This window comes from Kitasatospora sp. A2-31, from assembly GCF_022288725.1.
GTDB lineage: Bacteria > Actinomycetota > Actinomycetes > Streptomycetales > Streptomycetaceae > Kitasatospora.
The window spans coordinates 275403-296304 of the sequence record NZ_JAKNTA010000011.1 but is presented as its reverse complement, the minus strand read 5'-3'; the positions used below and the strand labels follow the sequence as shown (position 1 = coordinate 296304).

Below are 20902 nucleotides of genomic sequence, written 5' to 3'. Positions count from 1 at the left end.
CATCCTGGGGCTGGAGTAGGTCCCAAGGGTTGGGCTGTTCGCCCATTAAAGCGGTACGCGAGCTGGGTTTAGAACGTCGTGAGACAGTTCGGTCCCTATCCGCTGTGCGCGTAGGAGTGTTGAGAAGGGCTGTCCCTAGTACGAGAGGACCGGGACGGACGAACCTCTGGTGTGCCAGTTGTTCTGCCAAGGGCATGGCTGGTTGGCTACGTTCGGGAGGGATAACCGCTGAAAGCATCTAAGCGGGAAGCCTGCTTCGAGATGAGCACTCCCACCTCCTTGAGAGGGTAAGGCTCCCAGTAGACGACTGGGTTGATAGGCCGGATATGGAAGCCCTGTGAGGGGTGGAGTTGACCGGTACTAATAGGCCGAGGGCTTGTCCTCAGTTGCTCGCGTCCACTGTGTTGTTCTGAAACAACGACCCCCACCGCTCTGGCGGGTGGGCGGCGGATAGTTTCATAGTGTTTCGGTGGTCATAGCGTGAGGGAAACGCCCGGTTACATTCCGAACCCGGAAGCTAAGCCTCACAGCGCCGATGGTACTGCAGGGGGGACCCTGTGGGAGAGTAGGACGCCGCCGAACAATTCTTCGAGAGAAGCCCCCGCCGGGGAACCGGACGGGGGCTTCTCTGTTGTAAGGTCAACGTGCAATCGTGCACGGTCGTCACACGTACAGGAGGCCCCCGGGTGGAGGTCCAGGAGACGCAGGTCCAGACGGATCGCGTCCTCACCATCCCCAACCTGCTGAGCATGGGCCGGCTGGTCGGCGTTCCGCTCTTCCTCTGGCTCATCCTCTGGCCGGTGTTCGGCGGGCCGAACAACGACGGATGGGCGCTGCTGATCCTGATGCTGAGCGGCGTCAGCGATTACCTCGACGGGAAGCTCGCCCGCAGGTGGGGCCAGATCAGCCGGGTCGGCCAGCTGCTCGACCCGCTGGCTGACCGGCTCTACGTGCTGTCGACCCTCCTCGGCCTGACCTGGCGTGAGATCCTGCCGTGGTGGCTCACGGCGATCCTGCTGGCCCGTGAGCTCTTCATCGCGGCGCTCCTGCCGATTCTCAACCGGCACGGCTACGGGCCGTTGCAGGTGAGTTTCCTGGGGAAGGCTGCGACATTCAATCTGATGTACGCGTTTCCGCTCCTGCTGCTCGGCACCGGGGACAGCTGGATCGCGCAGCCGGCGGAGATTGTGAGCTGGGCCTTCATCTGGTGGGGCACCACGCTCTACTGGTGGGCCGGGATTCTGTACGCGATCCAGGTGCGGCAGATCATCCGGGGTGCCGCGGCCTCCTCCGCGTCCACAGTCTGAGACGTGATCTGAGAGAAGTCCCACGGCGACACGGTGAGTCGGACGATATCTTCCGGGTAGACCACCCCTGGAACGGTTTGATGGACCTGCAGGTCCACCACCGCGAAGGAGGACGCACCCGTAATGAAAGCCGTTGTAATGGCAGGGGGCGAAGGCACCCGACTCCGCCCGATGACCTCCAGCATGCCGAAGCCGCTGCTTCCCGTGGCCAACCGGCCGATCATGGAGCACGTGCTTCGGCTGCTGAAGCGGCACGGCCTCTCCGACACCGTCGTGACCGTCCAGTTCCTGGCCTCCCTGGTCAAGAACTACTTCGGTGACGGCGAAGAGCTGGGTATGAACCTCACCTATGCCAACGAGGAGACGCCCCTGGGCACTGCGGGGAGTGTCAAGAACGCCGAGGACGCGCTCAAGGACGACTCCTTTCTGGTGATCTCCGGTGACGCGCTGACCGACTTCGATCTCACGGAATTGATCGAGTTTCACCGCAGTAAGAACGCACTGGTCACGGTCTGTCTCACCCGTGTGCCGAATCCTCTGGAGTTCGGCATCACGATCACCGACGACGAAGGGCGGGTCGAACGCTTCCTGGAGAAGCCGACCTGGGGCCAGGTCTTCTCGGACACGGTCAACACCGGCATCTACGTGATGGAGCCCGAGGTCTTCAGCTACGTGGCGGCAGGGGAGTCCGTCGACTGGTCGAGTGACGTGTTCCCGCAGCTCCTCAAGGAGGGCAAGCGGGTCTACGGCTACGTGGCCGAGGGCTACTGGGAGGACGTGGGCACGCACGAGAGCTACGGCAAGGCCCAGGCGGACGTCCTGGAGGGCAAGGTCGACGTCGAGCTCGACGGCTTCGAGATCTCGCCGGGCGTCTGGGTGGCCGAGGGCGCCGAGGTCGACCCGGAGGCGGTGCTCCGCGGGCCGCTGTACATCGGGGACTACGCCAAGGTCGAGGCCGGCGTCGAGATCCGCGAGCACACCGTGCTCGGGAGCAACGTGGTCGTCAAGCGCGGGGCGTTCCTGCACAAGGCCGTCGTGCACGACAACGTCTACGTGGGGCCGCAGAGCAACCTGCGGGGCTGCGTGGTCGGCAAGAACACCGATGTGATGCGGGCCGCGCGGATCGAGGACGGCGCGGTGATCGGCGACGAGTGCCTGGTCGGCGAGGAGTCGATCATCGCGGCGAACGTCCGCGTCTACCCGTTCAAGACCATCGAGGCCGGCGCGGTCGTCAACACCTCGGTCATCTGGGAGTCCCGCGGCCAGGAGCACCTGTTCGGGCTCCGCGGCGTCTCGGGCGTCCTCAACGTAGAGATCACCCCGGAGCTGGCCGTGCGGCTGGCCGGCGCGTACGCCACCACGCTGAAGAAGGGTGCCACCGTCACCATCGCGCGTGACCACTCACGTGGTGCGCGTGCGCTCAAACGGGCGATGATCTCGGCACTGCAGACCAGCGCGATCGACGTGCGCGACCTGGAGAACGTGCCGATGCCGGTGGCGCGCCAGCACACCGCGCGCGGGAGCGCCGGCGGGATCTTCCTGCGGACCACGCCCGGCGTGCCGGACTCGCTGGACATCCTGTTCTTCGACGAGCGCGGCGCCGACCTCTCCCAGGCCGGGCAGCGGAAGCTGGACCGGGTCTACGCACGCCAGGAGTACCGGCGCGCGTTCCCGGGCGAGATCGGGGACCTGACCTTCCCGTCCAGCGTCTTCGACTCCTACGCCGGCAACCTGCTGCGGGCGGTGGACACCACCGGTGTCCGCGAGGCGGGCCTGAAGGTGGTCGTGGACACCGCGCACGGCAGCGCAGGCCTCGTTCTGCCGAGCATCCTCGGCCGGCTCGGGGTGGAGGCCCTCACGGTCTCCAGCGGCCTGGACGAGGCGCGGCCCACCGAGGACGCCGAGGAGCGCCGGGCGGGCCTGGCCAGGCTCGGCGAGCTGGTCGCGTCCTCCCGGGCGGCGTTCGGCGTCCGCTTCGACCCGGTGGGCGAGCGGGTGGCCTTCGTGGACGAGCTGGGCCGGGTGATCGACGACGACCGGGCGCTGCTGGTGCTGCTCGACCTGGTCGCGGCCGAGCGCCGGAGCGGCCAGGTCGCGCTCCCGGTCACCACGACCCGGATCGCCGAGCAGGTCGCCGCGTACCACGGCACCCAGGTCATCTGGACCACGACCACGCCGGACGACCTGGCCAAGGCCGCCTCCGCCGAGGGCACGGTGTTCGGCGGGGACGGACGCGGCGGCTTCGTGGTCCCCGAGTTCAGCGGGGTGCTGGACGGGGCGGCGGCCTTCGTCCGCCTGGTCGGGCTGGTGGCCCGGACCCAGCTCACCCTGAGCCAGATCGACGCGCGGATCCCCCAGGCGCACATCCGCCGGCGGGACATCGCGACGCCGTGGGCCGCGAAGGGTATGGTCATGCGCTCGGTGGTGGAGGCGGCCGGCAACCGGCGGCTGGACACCACCGACGGAGTCCGGGTGGTCGAGGCGGACGGGCGGTGGACGCTGGGGGCCCCGTTGTCCGTTCTATGGCTGTTGGCGATGGTCTGCGGCTTCTGTGGGAGTTGGTGGCCCAGGGGGCGTGCACGGGCCCCTCCGCCGACGTGGGACGATGGTCCGCATGCCAGCGACGCCGACGCCGAGTGCCAGCAACGGACGGTTCAACCGTCCGGACGCCTCGATGTCCCTGCTGACCAACGTGATGGACCACAGTCTGGACGAGGGTTATGCGGAGGCGGCCGCGGCGAGGGGTGGGGACCACGACAGTCGGATACCCGGCACCGCCCGGGGTCTGCTGACCCTGGGCGCGGGCCTCGCCCTGGTGGGGGCGGTCCTGACGGTGGGCGCGGTGAACGCGCACAAGGCGGCGCCGACGTTGGCCAAGGAGCGCGACGCGCTGATCCACCGGGTCAACGACAGCAACGGCTCGGCGGAGCGGCTGCAGCAGCAGGTCCAGGACCTGCGACGGAAGGTCGACAGCGCCCAGCAGCAGGCGCTGGCCTCGGGGGACGGCGATCCGGCCGCTCTGGCGGGGGCGGTCGGTCTCGGCGAGGTGACCGGCCCGGGTGTCCGGCTGGTCCTGGAGGACGCCGCCGGGACCGGCGCCGGCGGGAACGTCGATCCACGGGCCGGCCAGGGCTTCTCGAACAGCGGCCGGCTGCGCGACCGCGATCTGCAACTGGTGGTGAACGGGCTCTGGGAGTCCGGCGCGGAGGCCGTTTCGATCAACGGGCAGCGGCTGACCGCGCTCTCGGCGATCCGCGCCGCGGGTGAGGCGGTACTGGTGGACAACCGGCCGCTGGTCCCGCCCTACACGGTGCAGGCGCTCGGTGACGGTCCGAGGCTGGTCGGCGCGTTCGAGAGCCACATGGCGGGCCAGTACCTGCGACTGCTGCAGGAGAAGTACGGCATCAAGTCGACGATCTCGGCGCAGAAGAGCCTGACGCTGCCGGCCGCGGTCGGTGTCACCCTGCGGTCCGCGCAGCCCGCCACGCCGGAGCCCACGGCGACCACGAGCCCGGGCGCCGGCCCGAGCACGAGCCCGTCCGCGGCTCCGAGCCAGTCGCCGAGCCCCGCGGCCTCCGGCAGCCGGTCGGCGAGCCCCTCCGCGAGCCCGTCGGCGGCGCCGAGCACGTCCTCCGCCGGGAAGCGCCCCTCGGGCGGTTCCACCAAGACCACGACAACCCACTCGTCGACGGCGCCCGCGAGCGGGTCGCCCTCCTCCGCAGGGACAGGAGCAGCTAGACCGTGATTGCCGTACTGGGTCTCGTGATCGGGGTGGTCGTCGGGCTCTTCGTCCAGCCCGAGGTGCCGGACGCCGTCGTGCCGTACCTGCCGATCGCGGTGGTGGCGGCGCTGGACGCCGTGTTCGGCGGTGTCCGGGCGATGCTGGACGGGATCTTCAACGACAAGGTGTTCATCGTCTCGTTCCTGTCGAACGTGGTGGTCGCGGCACTGATCGTCTTCCTCGGGGACCAGCTGGGCGTCGGCTCCCAGCTGTCCACCGGCGTGGTCGTCGTGCTCGGCATCCGCATCTTCTCCAACGCCGCAGCGATCAGGCGCCATGTCTTCCGCGCCTGAGCTGGGCCGCGGGCCGGCCGCTGAGAGGAGGACGGACGTGGGGACGGAGGACGCGGCGAAGGCCGCAACGACGGTGGACGGACAGGCAGGAGTGGTCGTGCGCGAGGACGACGGCGCGGAGCGCGCGACGGCGCCGGGCCCGGCGAAGCCGCGCGGGAACGCGGCCGAGCCGACGGGCGGGCCCGCGCGGGCGGCGGAGCCGGCCGGGGCCGTCGGGACCACCGGGCAGACCGTCGAGGCCGGGAGGGCCGAGCGGCCGGGCCCGGTCGTGCCGGTGAAGCGTCCGGCGCCGGCTGCGGCGAAGGAGCCGGCGGTCGAGCGGACGGTGGTCGAGCGGACGGCGGTCGAGCGGACGGTGGCCGACCCGGCACCGGTCGCGGGGGAGCGGGCCGCAGCCGAGCCGGCCGGGGACGTACCGTCCGGGGACGGTCAGGCGGATGAGGCGTCCGAGGTCGAGCAGACCGCGGAGCACGCCGGTCTGCCCGAGCCGGAGCCTGAGCGGGCGTCCGAGGCCGAGGCCGAGTCCGAGGCCGAGCGTGAGCCCGGCCCGGCGGCGAAGCCCGACCCGGAGCAGGCCGACCTGCCCGAGACCGGCCCGGCGGCGAAGCCTGAGCGTGAGCCCGGCCCGGCGGCGAAGCCCGAGCCGGAGGGCGGGACGGCGGAGCCGGCGTCCGCACCCGAGCCCGCGGCCGTCCCTGACCAACCCGCGCCCGTCACGCACGCCGATCCCGCCCCGCCCGTCACCCCCGCCGTCGACCGCGGCGCGGGCCGCCGCCGGCTGAAGGCGGCGCTCTGGCCGCCGAGGCTCTCCCGCGGCCAGCTGGTGGTGGCGCTGCTGCTGTTCTCCCTCGGTCTGGCCCTGGCGATCCAGGTCCGCTCGACCAACGACCACCACAGTCAGCTCCGCGGCGCACGTCAGGAGGACTTGGTCCGGATCCTCGACGAACTGGACAGCCGTCAGCAGCGTCTCCAACAGGAGAAGGCGGAGCTAGAGCAGTCCCTGGCCAAGTTGGAGAACAGTTCCAACCAGGCCAAGGAGGCCCAGGAGCAGACCAGGAAGAAGGTGACGGAGCTCGGCGTGCTCGCCGGCACCGTCAAAGCCACTGGTCCGGGCATCGTACTGACGGTCGATGATCCCCAAGGGCAGGTGAAGGCGGATATGCTGCTGGACACCCTGCAGGAACTCCGAGCAGCGGGGGCGGAGGCGATTCAGATCAACGATGTGCGCGTGGTGGTCAACACCTACTTCACCGACGCGTCCGGCGGCGGCGTGCTGATCGACGGGAAGAAGGTCTCGCAGCCGTACCGCTTCACCGTCGTGGGGAACCCGCAGGACCTCACACCCGCGCTGAACATCCCGGGGGGTGTCGTCCGTACCTTGGAGAGTCACCAGGCCCGGGCGACCATCTCCCAACAGCAGAAGGTCGTCGTCGACGCCCTCGTCGATCTGAAGACGCCGCAGTACGCCAAGCCGGCACCGAAGTGACGGGGCGCCTGCCGCACGGTCCGTCACCTGCGGGCGGCCCCCGGTGCGGGGTGCCGCCGTCGGGTGGGCGAGACTGGTCCACACCAGCACATGTCGGAGCACCACACGTCGGAGTACCACTCCAGCCGGCCCGATCACAGACCGGGCCCGCAGCCTGTCCGAGGTTCTCACCCTGCCCCGCGGGCGGGTCTGTCACACGCAAGGGGATTCGCCCGTGAGTTTCTTCTCGAAGTTGTTCGGTCGTAGCAAGGACCGTGACGCGGCCGCCGTCGAGGCGCCCACCGCGCGTCACCGCCGTGCCGACGAAGAGCCCGCCGTGCCGGGCATGCGGCCCGCCCCCGAGGGGGTGGAGTACGCCGAGCGTCCGCTCTTCCGTGAGGGCGGGGGCCAGCAGTTCGCCGGGAATCCGGCGGGCTACGGCGCGTCGGTTGACCCCTCCGGCGACCCGCGCATAGGTTTCCAGTCAGGACCCTCAAGCTCTGGTGGAGGGTTTGCCCCGGACCCGTACGCCGGGCACAACCCGTCGGGTGTGCCTCGCCAGGAGGCTGTGAACATGGCTGGCCCCACTCCCTGCCCCCGGTGCGGTAATCCGAACCCGGCGTCGGCCCGCTTCTGCTCCAACTGCGGTACGGCCCTGCGCGGTGGCGCGCTGCCCGAGGGGGCGGCGGAGACCACATCGACCATCTCGATCTCCGGTCTGGAGTCCTACGACCCCAACACGACGACCGGGACCGGCACGCCGGCCCTGTCGGCCGAGGTGCTGTCGGCGATCGACGCGCTGCCCCCGGGTTCGGCCCTGCTGATCGTCCAGCGCGGCCCGAACTCCGGCAGCCGCTTCCTGCTGGACTCGGACAAGACCACGGCCGGTCGCCACCCGCAGGGCGACATCTTCCTGGACGACGTGACGGTCTCCCGCAAGCACGTGGAGTTCCGCCGGACGCCGGGCGGCGGCTTCACCGTCGCGGACGTCGGCAGCCTCAACGGCACCTACGTCAACCGCGAGCGGATCGACGAGGTGCCGCTGAACAACGGCGACGAGGTGCAGATCGGGAAGTACCGGCTGGTGTTCTTCGCCAGCCACAACCGGGGGTACTGAACCCAACTTCGGCAGGAGCCCGAGTGAGCACGAATACCCCTTCCTCTCCGCTCGGGGCGGCCGCCCCCGCACCCTCCGGTCCGCAGACGGACCAGGGCACGTGGGGGGCGGTCGCGGCCCCCAGGCAGCCGGTCCGCCCGGACCGGCCGGCCGGGGGCGGCCGCCGGCGCGGCGGCGACGAGCTGCTGAGCATCGGCGCGGTGCTGACCTTCCTGCGGGACGACTTCCCCGAGGTCACCATCTCGAAGATCCGGTTCCTGGAGGCCGAGGGCCTGGTGGAGCCGCAGCGCACGCCCTCGGGGTACCGCAAGTTCAGCCCGGCCGACGTCGAGCGGCTGGCCTACGTCCTGCGGATGCAGCGTGACCACTACCTGCCACTGCGGGTGATCCGCGAGCACCTGGACGCCATCGAGCGCGGCGAGAGCCCGCCGGCACTGCCGGCCGCGGAGAGCCGCCCCGGACCGCTGGAGGAGGCCGACCGCGAGCTGGTCGCGACCGCGGAGGCCTCCACCGGGGTCCGGCTGGGACGGGCCGAACTGCTGGCCGCGGCCGAGGCCGGCGAGGGCGAGCTCGCCGAGTGGGAGTCGTACGGACTGGTCGCGCCCGGGCCGGACGGCGGCTACGACGGCGAGGCGCTGCAGGTCGCCCGGTTGGTCGCGGAGCTCGGCCGGTACGGGCTGGAGCCGCGTCACCTGAGGGCCATGAAGGCCGCCGCCGACCGCGAGATCGCGCTGGTCGAGCAGGTCGTGGCGCCGCTGCGCCGGCACCGGAACCCGCAGACCAGGGCGCACGCCGAGGCCACGGCACGGGAACTCGCGACGCTCTCGGTGCGGCTGCACGCGGCCATGGTCCAGGCCGGTCTGCGCACCCGCGGGTGACGGCTCCGGGCCGCTGACCAGCGCCGTCGGCTCTGCGCTTTCATATCCGGGGCGCGGGCCATAGGGTTGCCTGTGTGAATGAGCTCGACGTCGTGGGTGTCCGGGTGGAGATGCCTTCCAACCAGCCGATCGTGCTGCTGCGGGAGGTCGGGGGCGATCGCTACCTGCCGATTTGGATCGGCCCCGGCGAGGCGACCGCGATCGCCTTCGCCCAGCAGGGCATGACGCCGGTGCGCCCGCTGACGCACGACCTGTTCAAGGACGTCCTGGAGGCGCTCGGCCAGCAGCTCACCGAGGTGCGGATCACCGATCTGCGGGAGGGCGTGTTCTACGCGGAGCTGGTCTTCGCCGGCGGAGTGGAGGTCAGCGCGCGGCCGTCCGACGCGATAGCGCTGGCGCTGCGCACGGGCACGCCGATCTACGGGAGCGAGGAGGTGCTCGCCGAGGCGGGCATCGCGATCCCGGACGAGCAGGAGGACGAGGTGGAGAAGTTCCGCGAGTTCCTCGACCAGGTCTCGCCGGAGGACTTCGGCGGCGGCGCGCCGCAGTAGCCCGATCCGGTGATTCCCGCCCGGCGGCCGCACCCGTACGGCAAGCAGCCGGGCCGATAGGACGTACTCGTTTGGTCGTTTTGCCAAATAGCGTCCGCCTACCCACACTAGGGGCACGAAAAACCACTCTCCTGAGCGATGGGGTTTCCCCGGCCCGGCGTGGCGATCGTTGACGGGTCATGGGCGACTGCCTACCGTCAGGAGTGGCTGCCCGGGTGCCTGTCGCCCGCAGCCTGGGTTGCCCGCAGCATGAGTGGACGGAGGTAGGCATGACCGGCACCGGCGATGACGCGGCCGTGGGAGGCCTGTGTGCCGTGCACATGCCGCGCACCGGCCGTACCCTGTCGGACCTGCCCCGGACGGAGCTGCCCCGGATGGGCCGGTTTCCGGCCGTCCAGCCGGGTCAGCCGGCCATCGAGCGGCTCGCCCCGACCTCGGAGCTGATCGGCTACCGCGGTCCGACGGCCTGCGCCGCGGCCGGGATCACGTACCGCCAGCTGGACTACTGGGCCCGGACGGGCCTGCTGGAGCCGAGCGTCCGCGCGGTCTACCCCGCGAGCAGCCACCGCTTGTACAGCTTCCGCGACATCCTGCTGCTGAAGATCGTCAAGCGGTTCCTGGACGCGGGCGTGTCGCTGCAGAACATCCGGGTGGCGGTCGCTCACCTGCAGTCCGTCGAGGCCGGCGACCTGACCGGGCTGACGCTGATGTGCGACGGCGCCACGGTGTACGAGTGCACCACGCCGCAGCAGGTGGTCGACCTGCTGAAGGGCGGTCAGGGCGTCTTCGGCATCGCGGTCGGCGCGGTCTGGCAGGAGCTGGAGCTGGCCCTCGGGCGGCTGCACGCCGAGCGGACCGACACCGGCGAGACGGTGGTCGGGCACGACCCGGGCGACGAACTGGCGCAGCGCCGCAACCGCGCGGGCTGACCGCCGGACTGATCGGGCGAAGGACGAGGCCGCGGGCCCGGACGGGGAACCGTCCGGGCCCGCGGCCTCGTCGTGCCTGGTGGAATCGAACAGGCCGGGCGCACGGGGGAACCGGCGCACCGAGCAGGGGAGGGAACGTGCGGGGCGGCTCGGGAGTGATCGACCTGACGGTGCGACGGGTGCGCCGGCTGGGGGCGCGGCTGCGGGAGCGGCGCACCCAGCGGCGGCTGTTCCAACTCCTCACCGCCGGCTGCGCGCTGGCGCTGGCGCCGAGCGCCTGGCTGTGGATCGCCGCGGCGGACCGGGTCGGCACGGTGGCGAGCGCGCCGAGCGCTCCGGTGGCGGTGGTCTTCGGCGCCGGGTTGTTCGAGGGCAAGCCCTCGCCCTACCTGGCGCACCGGCTGGATGCGGCGGTGGACCTGTACCGGGCGCAGAAGGTGCAGGCGATCCTGGTCACCGGTGACAACGGGCGCGACAGCTACGACGAGACCGATGCGATGCGGGCCTACCTGATCGAGCACGGCGTGCCGCAGATCCGGGTGGTGGGTGACTACGCGGGCTTCGACACCTGGGACTCCTGCACCCGGGCGCACCGGATCTTCGGCGTGGACCGGGCGGTCCTGGTGAGCCAGGACTTCCACGTCCGCCGGGCGCTGGCGCTCTGCGAGGCGGCCGGCATCGACTCGTACGCGGTGGGCGTGCCCGAGTGGCGCGACGCCACCTGGCTCTACGGCGGGGCGCGCGAGATCCCCGGCGCGGGCAAGGCGGCGCTGAACGTGCTGATGCGGCCGGATCCGGTCTTCCTCGGGCCCAAGGAGGAGGGCATCCCCCGCGCGCTGGCCGACGCGGCCGCCTCGGCCCGGCCGTAGCGCCCACTGCCCGGTCGGCTCGGGCGGTGGGCGCCGGCGGTGGGCGCGGCGCAGCGACCGCGGGCCGCGGTTCGCACGGACTGTCGGACCCGTGCGGCATGATCGGCAGGTGCGGTCGCTGCCGAGCATCATCCACCTCGACATGGACGCCTTCTTCGCGGCGGTGGAGCAGGCGGCCAAGCCGAGCCTGCGCGGGAAGCCGGTGATCGTCGGCGGTCTGGGCGGGCGCGGGGTCGTCTCGACGGCCTCGTACGAGGCGCGGCGGTTCGGGGTGCACTCGGCGATGCCGATGGCGCAGGCGCGCCGGCTCTGCCCGAACGCGGCCTTCCTGGCCGGGCGGTTCGAGGCCTACCGGCAGGTCAGCGAGATCGTGATGGGCCTGCTGCGGGAGCTGTCACCGCTGGTCCAGCCGCTCAGCCTGGACGAGGCCTTCGTCGACCTCGAGGCGGGCCCGTACGGGCCGGTGCTGGCGGAGGCGGACCTCGCGACGGCGGAGCGGCTGGTGGTGGCCCTCGCGGAGGACCTGCGGGCCGACATCGAGCGGCGCACCGGGCTGACCGCCTCGGTCGGGGCCGCCGGGTCCAAGCTGATGGCCAAGATCGCCTCCGAGCAGGCCAAGCCGGACGGGCTGGTGCTGATCGAGCCGGGTGAGGAGCGGGCGGTCCTCGGGCCGATGCCGGTGCGGGCCCTGCCGGGCATCGGCCCGGCCACCGAGCAGGTGCTGCGCCGTGCGGGGCTGAACACGGTGGCCGACCTCGCGGAGGCGGGGGAGGCCGAGCTGGTGCAGCTGCTCGGGCGGTCGCACGGCGTCGGCGTCCACCAGATGTCGATAGGGCTGGACGACCGGCCCGTGGTGGCCGACCAGGACGCGAAGTCGGTCTCGGTGGAGGACACCTTCGAGGTGGACCTCGCCGACCGTGAGCGGGTGCTGCGCGAGGTGGACGTGCTGGCCGCGCGGTGCGTGCGGCGGCTGCGGGCGGCCGGCCGGTCGGGGCGGACGGTGGTGCTGAAGGTCCGGCGCTTCGACTTCTCCACGCTGACCCGTTCGGAGACGCTGCGCGGTCCGACGGACGACGAGGCGGTGATCACGGAGACCGCGCGCCGGCTGGCCTCCCAGGTGGACATCACGGGCGGGGTGCGGCTGCTCGGCGTCGGGGTCTCCCAGCTGGCCGACTACACCCAGGAGGACCTCTTCGCCCAGGCGGAGCGGGAGGAAGCGGCGGCCGAGCAGCACCCGGCGCCGACCGGGGAGGACCACGGGCCGGTGGAGGAGGAGGCCGTGGTGCGGCACTGGTTGCCCGGGCAGGACGTGCACCACGACGAGTTCGGCCCCGGCTGGGTGCAGGGCAGCGGCGTCGGGCGGGTGACGGTGCGGTTCGAGACGCCGTGGAGCGGGCCCGGGCGGGTGCGGACCTTCGCGGTGGACGATCCGGCGCTGGAGCCGGCCCGGCCGCTGCCCCTGCGCCGGGACGCGGGCCGGGGCGAGCACGGGGACGCCTGGGCGGGTGACGGCGGCGCGGGTGACGCCCCGGCCGGTGACGCCCGGGCCGGTGACGGTGGGGCGGGTGACGCCCGGGCCGGTGACGGTGGGCCCGAGGACGGTGGGGCCGCCGAGCCCGGGGAGTAGTCCGGGCGAGCGGGATCCGCCGGTGCGGATCCGGCCGGGCAGGACCCGGCCGGACAGGACCCCGCCGGGCAGGATCCGGCAGGGGAGGGCTGAGGACACGAAGCGGCCCCACCCGGCAGGGGGGCCGGGTGGGGCCGTTTGCAGTGCCGGCCTCGGCGGTCGTGATGCCCTCGTCGACCGCTCGGGGACCGGTTCCCCCGCGCCCTGTCCCTGAGCGCGGGGGTGGACGCCTCGTCAGGCGTCGGTCTTGGCCAGCGCGGGGCTGGAACCGAGGTCCGCCGTCTTGTGGGCGGCGGTGACGGTGGCGCCGGGCTTGATCGTGCGGATCATGAACGGCACGGCGCCGGCGACCACGCAGACCGCGGCGGCGACCCAGAACGCGTGCTTGTAGGCGTCCAGGGTGGGCAGCGTGACGGGGATCGGGAGCTTCAGGGTGTCACCGGTCAGGATGGCGGCCATGACCGCGGTGCCGATCGCGCCGCCGACCGTGCGGAGCACGGCGTTCATGCCGTTGGCGATGCCGCTCTGCTCGACGGGCACCGCGCCGTTGATGTAGGCCGGCATGGCGGAGAAGGCGAGGCCGATACCCAGGCCGAAGATCGCCGACGCGGTGTAGATGTCGCCCTCGTGACTGTGCCGCAGGGCCAGGTAGGCCATGGCGACGGCGCCGAGCACGCCACCGAGGACCAGCGGAAGGCGCGGGCCGCGACGGGCGATCAGCAGGGCGCCCAGCGGGGCGGCGACCATCGAGCCGATCGCGGACGGCAGCAGCATCACACCGGCGTGCAGCACGGTGGCGGTGAAGCCGTAGTGGGTGAGCTTCTCCGGGGTCTGGGCGAAGTTGCTGATCACCATGAACGAGCCGTACATGCCGAAGCCGATCAGCAGGCCGGCGAGGTTGGTGAAGGCGACGGCCGGGCGGGACATCATCTTCATGTCCACCAGGGGGTGCTTCACCTTGACCTCGATGACGCCCCAGACGAGGGCCACCACGGCGGCGACGGCGAACAGGCCGAGCGTGCGGGTGGAGGTCCAGCCCCAGTTGTTGCCCTGGCTGACCGCGACCAGCAGGGCGGAGAGCCAGCCGGCCAGGGTGATCGCGCCGAGCGGGTCGGCGCCGCCGTCCTTGTCGGTGACCGGGTCGGTGGGCACCCGCAGGGCGACCAGGGCGACCGCGATCAGGCCGAAGACCAGGCCCATCCAGAAGATGGACTTGTAGCTCCAGTGCTCCAGCAGGAGACCGGTGGCGACCAGGCCGAGGCCGCTGCCGACGCCCATCGAGGCGCTGATGGCGGCGACGCCGCCGGTGACCTTCTGCTTCGGCAGCTCGTCGCGGACGATGCTGATGGCCAGCGGGAGCACGCCACCGCCGGCGCCCTGGAGGACGCGGGCGACGACCAGCCAGGTGAAGGAGTGGGTGCTGACGGCCAGCGCGGAGCCGGCCACGAGGCCGGTCAGCGAGATCAGCAGCATCGGCTTGCGGCCGCGCAGATCGCCGAACCGGCCCAGCAGGGGGGTGAGCACGGCGGCGGAGAGCAGGTTGGCCGTCATCAGCCAGGTGATGCTGGAGCCGGAGACGCTGAGCTCCTTGGCCAGCGAGGGCAGGATCGGGACGACCGCGGTCTGCACCACGCTGAACGACAGCATCGCCAGAATCAGGGCCGGCAGGACCCGGGCGCTGCTCTGCTTCTCGGCCGCGGTGGTGGGCTGGGGTGCCTCACTCACGGTTGCTTCCTCCCGTACATAGTGAATGAACTGAAGCAACCATGCCGCGAGATACTTCATTGTGTCAAATATCGATCGGTGAAGCTTTGGCAAAGCCGAAGGACCCCGGGGCGGGCCCGGGGTCCTTCGGGCGGGGAGGGGAGGAGAGAGGTCAGGCGAGCGGCCTGAGGGGGGCCGGGTGGGAGGGTGCGTCGGCAGACGAGGGGCCCGAGCGGTCGGCGGCGGGGACGGTGTCGTCGTGCACCTCGACCTGCTCGCGGCGCAGCTCGTCCCGGACCACCTCCTCGGCGGTGTACCGCTCGACCACCAGGCGCACCCGCTCGACCGGGGCCAGGTACTTGCGGACCACCGGCCGCTCCTCGCGGAGGGTCACCTCCTCCACCGCCTCGGCGAGCTCCTTGTCGCTGAGCGCGGCCCGCTCCGCGTCGCCGACCGGCATCCGCTCGACCCGGACCCGCTCGCGCACCACCGGGACCCGGCGCTCCACCGGTTCGCTGGTGACGTACTTGCGCAGCTTCGCGGTGCCGAGCACGTGCCACTCGGTGGTGATGTCCAGCCGCTCCTCGCGGCAGGTGATCTCCAACGGGGCGGCGGGGGCCGTCGTGTCCGGGGTCGTCGTCGCCGCGGCGGGCACCGCCGGGGCGGTCGGGACCGAGACCTGCGGACGCGGCTCGGGTGCCGCCGGTGTCGTCGGTGCCGCCGTGGAGGAGGCCGGTGCGGTGCTGTCGAGGGTGCGCACGTGGGCCTCCGTGACGGGTTGGGACGGCTTGCCGAGGTCGGCCGCCGGGGTGGTGTGGTGGGCGGGGGCGGCCGTGTCGTCGGGGTGGAAGGCGGCCGGCTTGGCGGCGGCCGCGGCGGTGCCGGCGGCCGCGGCCGGGCCGGCGGGCACGGTGCCGAAGTCCAGGTCGGCGGGCTGCGAGCCGGAGCCCGTCCCGTTCGGGGCGCCGCCGTCAACCGCGGTGTCCAGCCCGTAGTAGCGGTAGAGCTGGAGCTCCTGGGCGGGGGACAGGTGCTGGCCCACGCCGAAGTCCGGTGACTCCTTCACCAGCGACTTGTCGTACGGCACCCTCAGTTCGTCGCCGGAGAACTCGCTCGTGGTCAGGGGGACGAAGGCGTCCCGGCCGAAGATGCCGGTCCGGACGGCGGCCCACTCGGGCTGTCCGGTGGCGTCGTCCAGGTACACCTCGTCGACCGTGCCGATCTTGTCTCCGTTGCGGTCGACCGCCTTGTGGCCGATGAGGTCCCGGGGGTCGATATCGGTCTGCACTCTTTCCTCCAGTGCGCTGCGCCTGCGGAACCCCCGCAGGCCGGCGGCCGGCCCGCCCGTCCGACACCGCCACTTCACACCAAAAGCCATGAACCGGACGCCCGCGAGCGGGAAGCCGCCGGACGGGCCCCGCACTGCTCCGTACGGGCCATCCGTGCGGCGGGGCCGAGTGACCTGACGCACCCGTGATCGAGCCGCCTCCCGCTGGTACCCTGGGCGCGACCGCCGAGCCCGCTCGGGAGAGTCCCCGACGTCGGAAAACGCTGGTCGGGGCGCCGAAGGAGCAACTCCTCCCCGGAATCTCTCAGGCATCCGTACCGTGTGGGATAGGTCACTCTGGAAAGCAGGGCAGGACCGCCGGCGAGGGAGCCGACGGCGACCACCCTCACCGACGGTGCAAGCCGACGGGTCGCCCCCGCGCCCCGTGCGGGCGAAGCTCTCAGGTCCCGATGACAGAGGGGGAGGCCTGTCGGGTTCGCCCGTCGGGCCGAACCGCTGTTGTCCGCAGCGGCGAAGCCGCCCGGCGTTGCGTACCCCCGCCGGTCCGTGACCAGGAGGCCTCGACCACATGAACGCCCAGCCGAACGCGGGACGCCCCACCGGCGCCTCGACCCTCACCGAACTTGAGCTGGCCAGCCCCTTCGAGAACCGCCACATCGGCCCCGACGCCGCCGCGCAGGAGAAGATGCTGGCGCAGGTCGGCTACGGCTCGCTGGACGAGCTCGCCACCGCCGCCGTGCCCGAGGCGATCCGCTCCATCACCGGGCTGGACCTGCCCGCCGGCCGCAGCGAGGCCCAGGTCCTGGCCGAGCTGCGCCAGCTGGCCGGCCGCAACCGGGTGCTCCAGCCGATGATCGGTCTGGGGTACTACGGCACCTTCACCCCGCCGGTGATCCTGCGCAACGTCCTCGAGAACCCGGCCTGGTACACCGCGTACACGCCGTACCAGCCGGAGATCTCGCAGGGCCGCCTGGAGGCGCTCCTCAACTTCCAGACCCTGGTCTCCGACCTGACCGGCCTGCCCACCTCCGGCTCCTCGCTGCTGGACGAGGGCACCGCGGCCGCCGAGGCGATGGCCCTGGCCCGCCGCGTCACCAAGGTCAAGGGCGGCGTCTTCCTGGTCGACGCCGAGACCCTGCCGCAGACCATCGCGGTGATAAACACCCGCGCCGTGCCGACCGGTGTCGAGGTCGTCGTCGCCGACCTCTCCGAGGGCATCCCGGCCGAGGTCGCCGAGCGCGGCGTCTTCGGCGTGCTGCTGCAGTACCCGGGCGCCACCGGTGTGGTCCGCGACCTCACCGCCGTCATCGAGCAGGCGCACGGCCTCGGCGCGATCGTCGCCGTCGCCGCCGACCTGCTCGCGCTGACGCTGCTGAAGTCCCCGGGCGCCCTGGGTGCCGACATCGCCTGCGGCACCTCGCAGCGCTTCGGTGTGCCGATGGGCTTCGGCGGCCCGCACGCCGGCTACCTCTCGGTGCGCGCCGAGTACGCCCGCTCGCTGCCGGGCCGCCTGGTCGGCGTGTCGGTCGACGCCGACGGCAACCGCGCCTACCGCCTGGCGCTGCAGACCCGTGAGCAGCACATCCGTCGGGAGAAGGCCACCAGCAACATCTGCACCGCCCAGGTGCTGCTGGCCGTGATGGCCTCGATGTACGCGGTCTACCACGGCCCGGACGGCCTCGCCGACATCGCCCGCCGCACCCACCGCTACGCCGCCGCCCTCGCCGAGGGCCTGCGGGCCGGCGGCGTCGAGCTGCTGCACGGCGAGTTCTTCGACACCGTGACCGCGGTCGTCCCCGGCCGCGCCGCCGAGATCGCCGCCGCCGCGCGCGCCAACGGCATCAACGTGTACCAGGACGGCGAGGACCGGATCTCGGTCTCCACCGACGAGACCACCACCCGCGAGCACCTGGCGGGCGTCTGGGCCGCGTTCGGCGTCGAGGGCGTGGAGGTCGCGGAGGGCGCCGACGCGCTGCCGACCGCGCTGCTGCGCGAGGACGAGTACCTGACGCACCCGGTCTTCCACAGCCACCGCTCCGAGACCGCCATGCTGCGCTACCTGCGCCGCCTGTCGGACCGCGACTACGCGCTGGACCGCGGCATGATCCCGCTGGGCTCCTGCACCATGAAGCTCAACGCGACCACCGAGATGGAGCCGGTGACCTGGCCGGAGTTCGGCCAGCTGCACCCGTTCGCGCCGATCGACCAGGCGCAGGGCTTCCTGACCCTGATCCGCCAGCTGGAGCAGCAGCTGGTCGAGGTGACCGGCTACGACGCCGTCTCGATCCAGCCGAACGCCGGCTCCCAGGGCGAGCTGGCCGGCCTGCTGGCCGTCCGCGCCTACCACCACGCCAACGGGGACACCCAGCGCGACGTCTGCCTGATCCCGTCCTCCGCGCACGGCACCAACGCCGCCTCCGCGGTGATGGCGGGCATGCGCGTGGTCGTGGTCAAGACCCTGGTCGACGGCGACGTCGACGTCGAGGACCTCAAGGCCAAGATCGAGCAGCACCGGGACAGCCTCTCGGTCCTGATGGTCACCTACCCGTCCACCCATGGCGTGTACGAGACCCAGATCACCGAGATCTGCGGCCTGGTGCACGAGGCCGGCGGCCAGGTGTACGTCGACGGCGCCAACCTCAACGCCCTGGTCGGCCTGGCCAAGCCGGGCAAGTTCGGCGCGGACGTCTCGCACCTGAACCTGCACAAGACCTTCTGCATCCCGCACGGCGGCGGCGGCCCGGGCGTCGGCCCCGTCGCGGTGCGCGCGCACCTCGCGCCGTACCTGCCCAACCACCCGCTGCAGGAGGAGGCCGGCCCGGCCACCGGCGTCGGCCCGATCTCGGCCGCGCCGTGGGGCTCGGCGGCGATCCTGCCGATCTCCTGGGCGTACGTCCGGCTGATGGGCGGCGAGGGCCTCAAGCGCGCCACCCAGGTGGCGGTGCTGAACGCCAACTACATCGCCAAGCGCCTGGCCCCGCACTTCCCGGTGCTCTACACCGGCCCCGGCGGCCTGGTCGCGCACGAGTGCATCATCGACCTGCGCCCGCTCACCAAGGAGACCGGCGTGACGGTGGACGACATCGCCAAGCGCCTGATCGACTACGGCTTCCACGCGCCGACGATGTCGTTCCCGGTGGCCGGCACCCTGATGATCGAGCCGACCGAGTCCGAGGACCTGCACGAGATCGACCGGTTCTGCGACGCGATGATCGAGATCCGCGCCGAGATCGACAAGGTCGGCTCGGGCGAGTGGGCGGCGGACGACAACCCGCTGCGCAACGCCCCGCACACCGCCGCCGCGCTGGCCGGCGACTGGGCGCACGGCTACGGCCGCCAGGAGGCCGTCTTCCCGGCGGGGGTGAACCCGGCGGACAAGTACTGGCCGCCGGTCAGCCGGATCGACGGCGCGTACGGCGACCGCAACCTGGTCTGCTCCTGCCCGCCGCTGGACGAGTACGGCGTCTGACGCAGGACGGCGTCCGGTCCCGGACGGAAGACGGCAGGGCCCCGGCGGAACCATCCGCCGGGGCCCAGCCCGTTGCTCCGTTCGTGTGGCGGCTGCCCCCGCCGACGGCGGTCAGACCGCGTGGGCGACGGGGCGGCGCGGGGCGATCACCCGGCCGTCGGGCAGCAGTTCTCCCGTGTCCTCGAACATCAGGACGCCGTTGCAGAGCAGGCTCCAGCCCTGCTCCGGGTGGCAGGCCACCGGCACGGCCGCCTCGCGGTCCTCGGACTCGGCCGTCGGGCACTCAGGACGGTGCTGGCACATACGCGTACCCTCGCTTCGCTCTGCGATCCTCCCCGTGATGCGGCGCCCTCGGGTGGCCGTCGGGAGCCGCCGCGGTAGTCGGATCCTGTCCGGCGCCGGAGCAGGTGTGGACCGGCGCTCAAGTGGGTAGGACAGGTGGTCCTTCCACGCTGGTTCCCAGTGTCGGCATCCCGGGACGCTCGCGCAGCAATTCGGTGACATGGGCCACAACCGGCAGGCAGAGATCACCCGTTCAGGTGGCTTCAGGCGGAAATCGCGCCTGGACGGGCCATCCGGCGGCTGGCCCGGGAGGGCCATGCCCGATGGCCCGTCCGGGTGAGGCGGGCGATGTGGGTGGCGGGGGTGGCGGGGAGGGGGGGGGGGGTGGGGGGCGCCGGGGGGGGGGGGACGCCCGGGTGGGCCCGGCGGTGGCGGGGTGCCGGCTCAGGGGGAGCCGAGCAGCAGCGGCCGGCCGAGCGGCGCCCGGGCCAGCACCGGGAGCAGGTCGCCGGCCGGGTAGGCGCGGTGTGCGGTGACCCCGAGCGGGGCCGGTGCGAGCGGGATCAGCAGGTCCCCCTCCGGCCCGCCGTCAGGGGCGTGCAGCCACAGTGCCGTCGCGTACTGCCCCGGGAAGGTCAGCAGCCGGGGCTGCCGGCGGGCCCGGGAGGTCTGGGCGAGCTGCCAGGCCTGGCGCAGCGCCCGCACCGTGGAGTCCAGGTACGGGCCGGCGGTGAAGTGGGAGAAGGTGTGGCCCTCGACGCCCTGCACCACCTCGGCCGCGGCGGCCACCTCCGCCCCGTCCTTGATCAGGAAACGCCAGCCCGTGCGCCGTGCGGCGGCGAGCTCGGGGCGCGGCCCGTCCAGGACGTGGACCGCGAGCGGATGCGCGGGCAGCAGCGGGCCGGCCGGATGGCGCAGCGCGGCGGCGGCGGGCTGGCGCAGCGCGGTCTCCGAGTCGAGCGCGGCGAGGACCGCGCGCAGGGCGCTGGGCGGGGGCTGGGGGGTCTGCAGAGTCATGGCGGGGTCGCCTCTCCGTGCGAGATCGGCGTGCGAGTGCGGCATACCGGCGGGGCGCGGTGTGCGTCGGTGACGGGACCTGGCCGTGTCCGGTTGTGCATGATCGCGGTGCGGGTGCGGCCGCTTCCGTCGACGAGGGCCTCGGAGCGGGAGCGGGCCGGCCTGGGGCAGTGCGAATTCAATCGAACAGGTGCACAGGGTGACCTGTTTATCACAGGCCGTGGCGCCGAGCAAGTCGGCAGATGTGCTGAAAGACCGTCAGTTTCCTTGCTTTGCAAGCCGTTCGAAGCAATCGGGTATCGATCTTCGGGGTGGGCATGATGCT

At 72.2% G+C, this 20902-nt stretch carries 15 protein-coding genes, 1 rRNA gene, 1 pseudogene, 1 riboswitch and 1 other annotated feature (1 of these 19 running past the window's edge); of the genes and pseudogenes, 13 read left to right on the top strand and 4 right to left on the bottom strand.

Annotation, left to right across the window (positions count from 1 at the left end; translation table 11 throughout):
• Positions 1-384 (top strand) — a sequence feature (most likely nonfunctional fraction of RNA operon) (it extends 2553 nt beyond the left edge of the window).
• An 81-nt stretch (positions 385-465) separates the two neighbouring features.
• From rrf to MCM47_RS28605, 12 genes and pseudogenes are all read left to right on the top strand, one after another.
• A 5S ribosomal RNA gene (rrf, locus tag MCM47_RS28660) occupies positions 466-582 on the top strand.
• 104 nt (positions 583-686) lie between these two features.
• Complete coding sequence (locus MCM47_RS28655; RefSeq protein ID WP_238864570.1) at positions 687-1307, top strand: CDP-alcohol phosphatidyltransferase family protein; 621 nt, start codon at positions 687-689, stop codon at positions 1305-1307.
• 123 nt (positions 1308-1430) lie between these two features.
• Positions 1431-3941, top strand: a pseudogene (locus MCM47_RS28650) (sugar phosphate nucleotidyltransferase); the annotation flags it as partial.
• The gene (locus MCM47_RS28645; RefSeq protein ID WP_308222494.1) at positions 3913-5052 is read left to right on the top strand and encodes a DUF881 domain-containing protein; all 1140 of its coding nucleotides are present in this window, start codon (positions 3913-3915) and stop codon (positions 5050-5052) included. The pseudogene MCM47_RS28650 and the gene MCM47_RS28645, both read left to right, overlap by 29 nt.
• Positions 5049-5381, top strand: coding sequence for a small basic family protein (locus MCM47_RS28640; protein WP_030062488.1), 333 nt, complete (start codon positions 5049-5051; stop codon positions 5379-5381). The genes MCM47_RS28645 and MCM47_RS28640 overlap by 4 nt, the downstream gene beginning before the upstream one ends.
• 37 nt (positions 5382-5418) lie before the next feature.
• On the top strand, positions 5419-6867 hold the full coding sequence (locus MCM47_RS44125; protein WP_374209221.1) for a DUF881 domain-containing protein: 1449 nt from the start codon (positions 5419-5421) through the stop codon (positions 6865-6867).
• A 553-nt stretch (positions 6868-7420) separates the two neighbouring features.
• Positions 7421-7963: an FHA domain-containing protein gene (locus MCM47_RS43460; RefSeq protein ID WP_308222488.1), complete on the top strand. Its 543-nt coding sequence runs from the start codon at positions 7421-7423 to the stop codon at positions 7961-7963.
• 185 nt (positions 7964-8148) lie between these two features.
• Positions 8149-8841 (top strand): MerR family transcriptional regulator, encoded by a 693-nt coding sequence (locus MCM47_RS28625; RefSeq protein ID WP_374209223.1) that lies wholly within the window; start codon positions 8149-8151, stop codon positions 8839-8841.
• Positions 8842-8915: 74 nt separating this feature from the next.
• The gene (locus MCM47_RS28620; RefSeq protein ID WP_148641491.1) at positions 8916-9392 is read left to right on the top strand and encodes a bifunctional nuclease family protein; all 477 of its coding nucleotides are present in this window, start codon (positions 8916-8918) and stop codon (positions 9390-9392) included.
• 269 nt (positions 9393-9661) lie between these two features.
• On the top strand, positions 9662-10321 hold the full coding sequence (locus MCM47_RS28615) for a MerR family transcriptional regulator (protein WP_238864569.1): 660 nt from the start codon (positions 9662-9664) through the stop codon (positions 10319-10321).
• Between the two features lie 155 nt (positions 10322-10476).
• Entirely contained in the window at positions 10477-11190 is a 714-nt protein-coding gene (locus MCM47_RS28610) for a vancomycin high temperature exclusion protein (RefSeq protein ID WP_374209220.1), read from the top strand.
• A gap of 109 nt (positions 11191-11299) precedes the next feature.
• Positions 11300-12817: a DNA polymerase IV gene (locus tag MCM47_RS28605; RefSeq protein ID WP_238864568.1), complete on the top strand. Its 1518-nt coding sequence runs from the start codon at positions 11300-11302 to the stop codon at positions 12815-12817.
• Between the two features lie 234 nt (positions 12818-13051).
• Here MCM47_RS28605 and MCM47_RS28600 read toward each other — a convergent pair whose 3' ends face one another.
• Positions 13052-14542 (bottom strand): MFS transporter, encoded by a 1491-nt coding sequence (locus MCM47_RS28600; RefSeq protein ID WP_238864567.1) that lies wholly within the window; start codon positions 14540-14542, stop codon positions 13052-13054.
• A gap of 151 nt (positions 14543-14693) precedes the next feature.
• Positions 14694-15809, bottom strand: coding sequence for a PRC and DUF2382 domain-containing protein (locus MCM47_RS28595; RefSeq protein ID WP_238864566.1), 1116 nt, complete (start codon positions 15807-15809; stop codon positions 14694-14696).
• 226 nt (positions 15810-16035) lie between these two features.
• A riboswitch (glycine riboswitch) is annotated at positions 16036-16139 on the top strand.
• Positions 16140-16377: 238 nt separating this feature from the next.
• Here MCM47_RS28595 and gcvP point away from each other — a divergent pair.
• A complete protein-coding gene (gcvP, locus tag MCM47_RS28590; RefSeq protein WP_238864565.1) occupies positions 16378-19278 on the top strand; it encodes an aminomethyl-transferring glycine dehydrogenase in 2901 nt (966 codons plus the stop codon).
• Positions 19279-19389: 111 nt separating this feature from the next.
• Here gcvP and MCM47_RS28585 read toward each other — a convergent pair whose 3' ends face one another.
• A complete protein-coding gene (locus tag MCM47_RS28585; protein ID WP_238864564.1) occupies positions 19390-19581 on the bottom strand; it encodes a DUF5999 family protein in 192 nt (63 codons plus the stop codon).
• 423 nt (positions 19582-20004) lie between these two features.
• The gene (locus MCM47_RS28580; RefSeq protein ID WP_238864563.1) at positions 20005-20577 is read right to left on the bottom strand and encodes a hypothetical protein; all 573 of its coding nucleotides are present in this window, start codon (positions 20575-20577) and stop codon (positions 20005-20007) included.
• Positions 20578-20902: the final 325 nt, after the last annotated feature.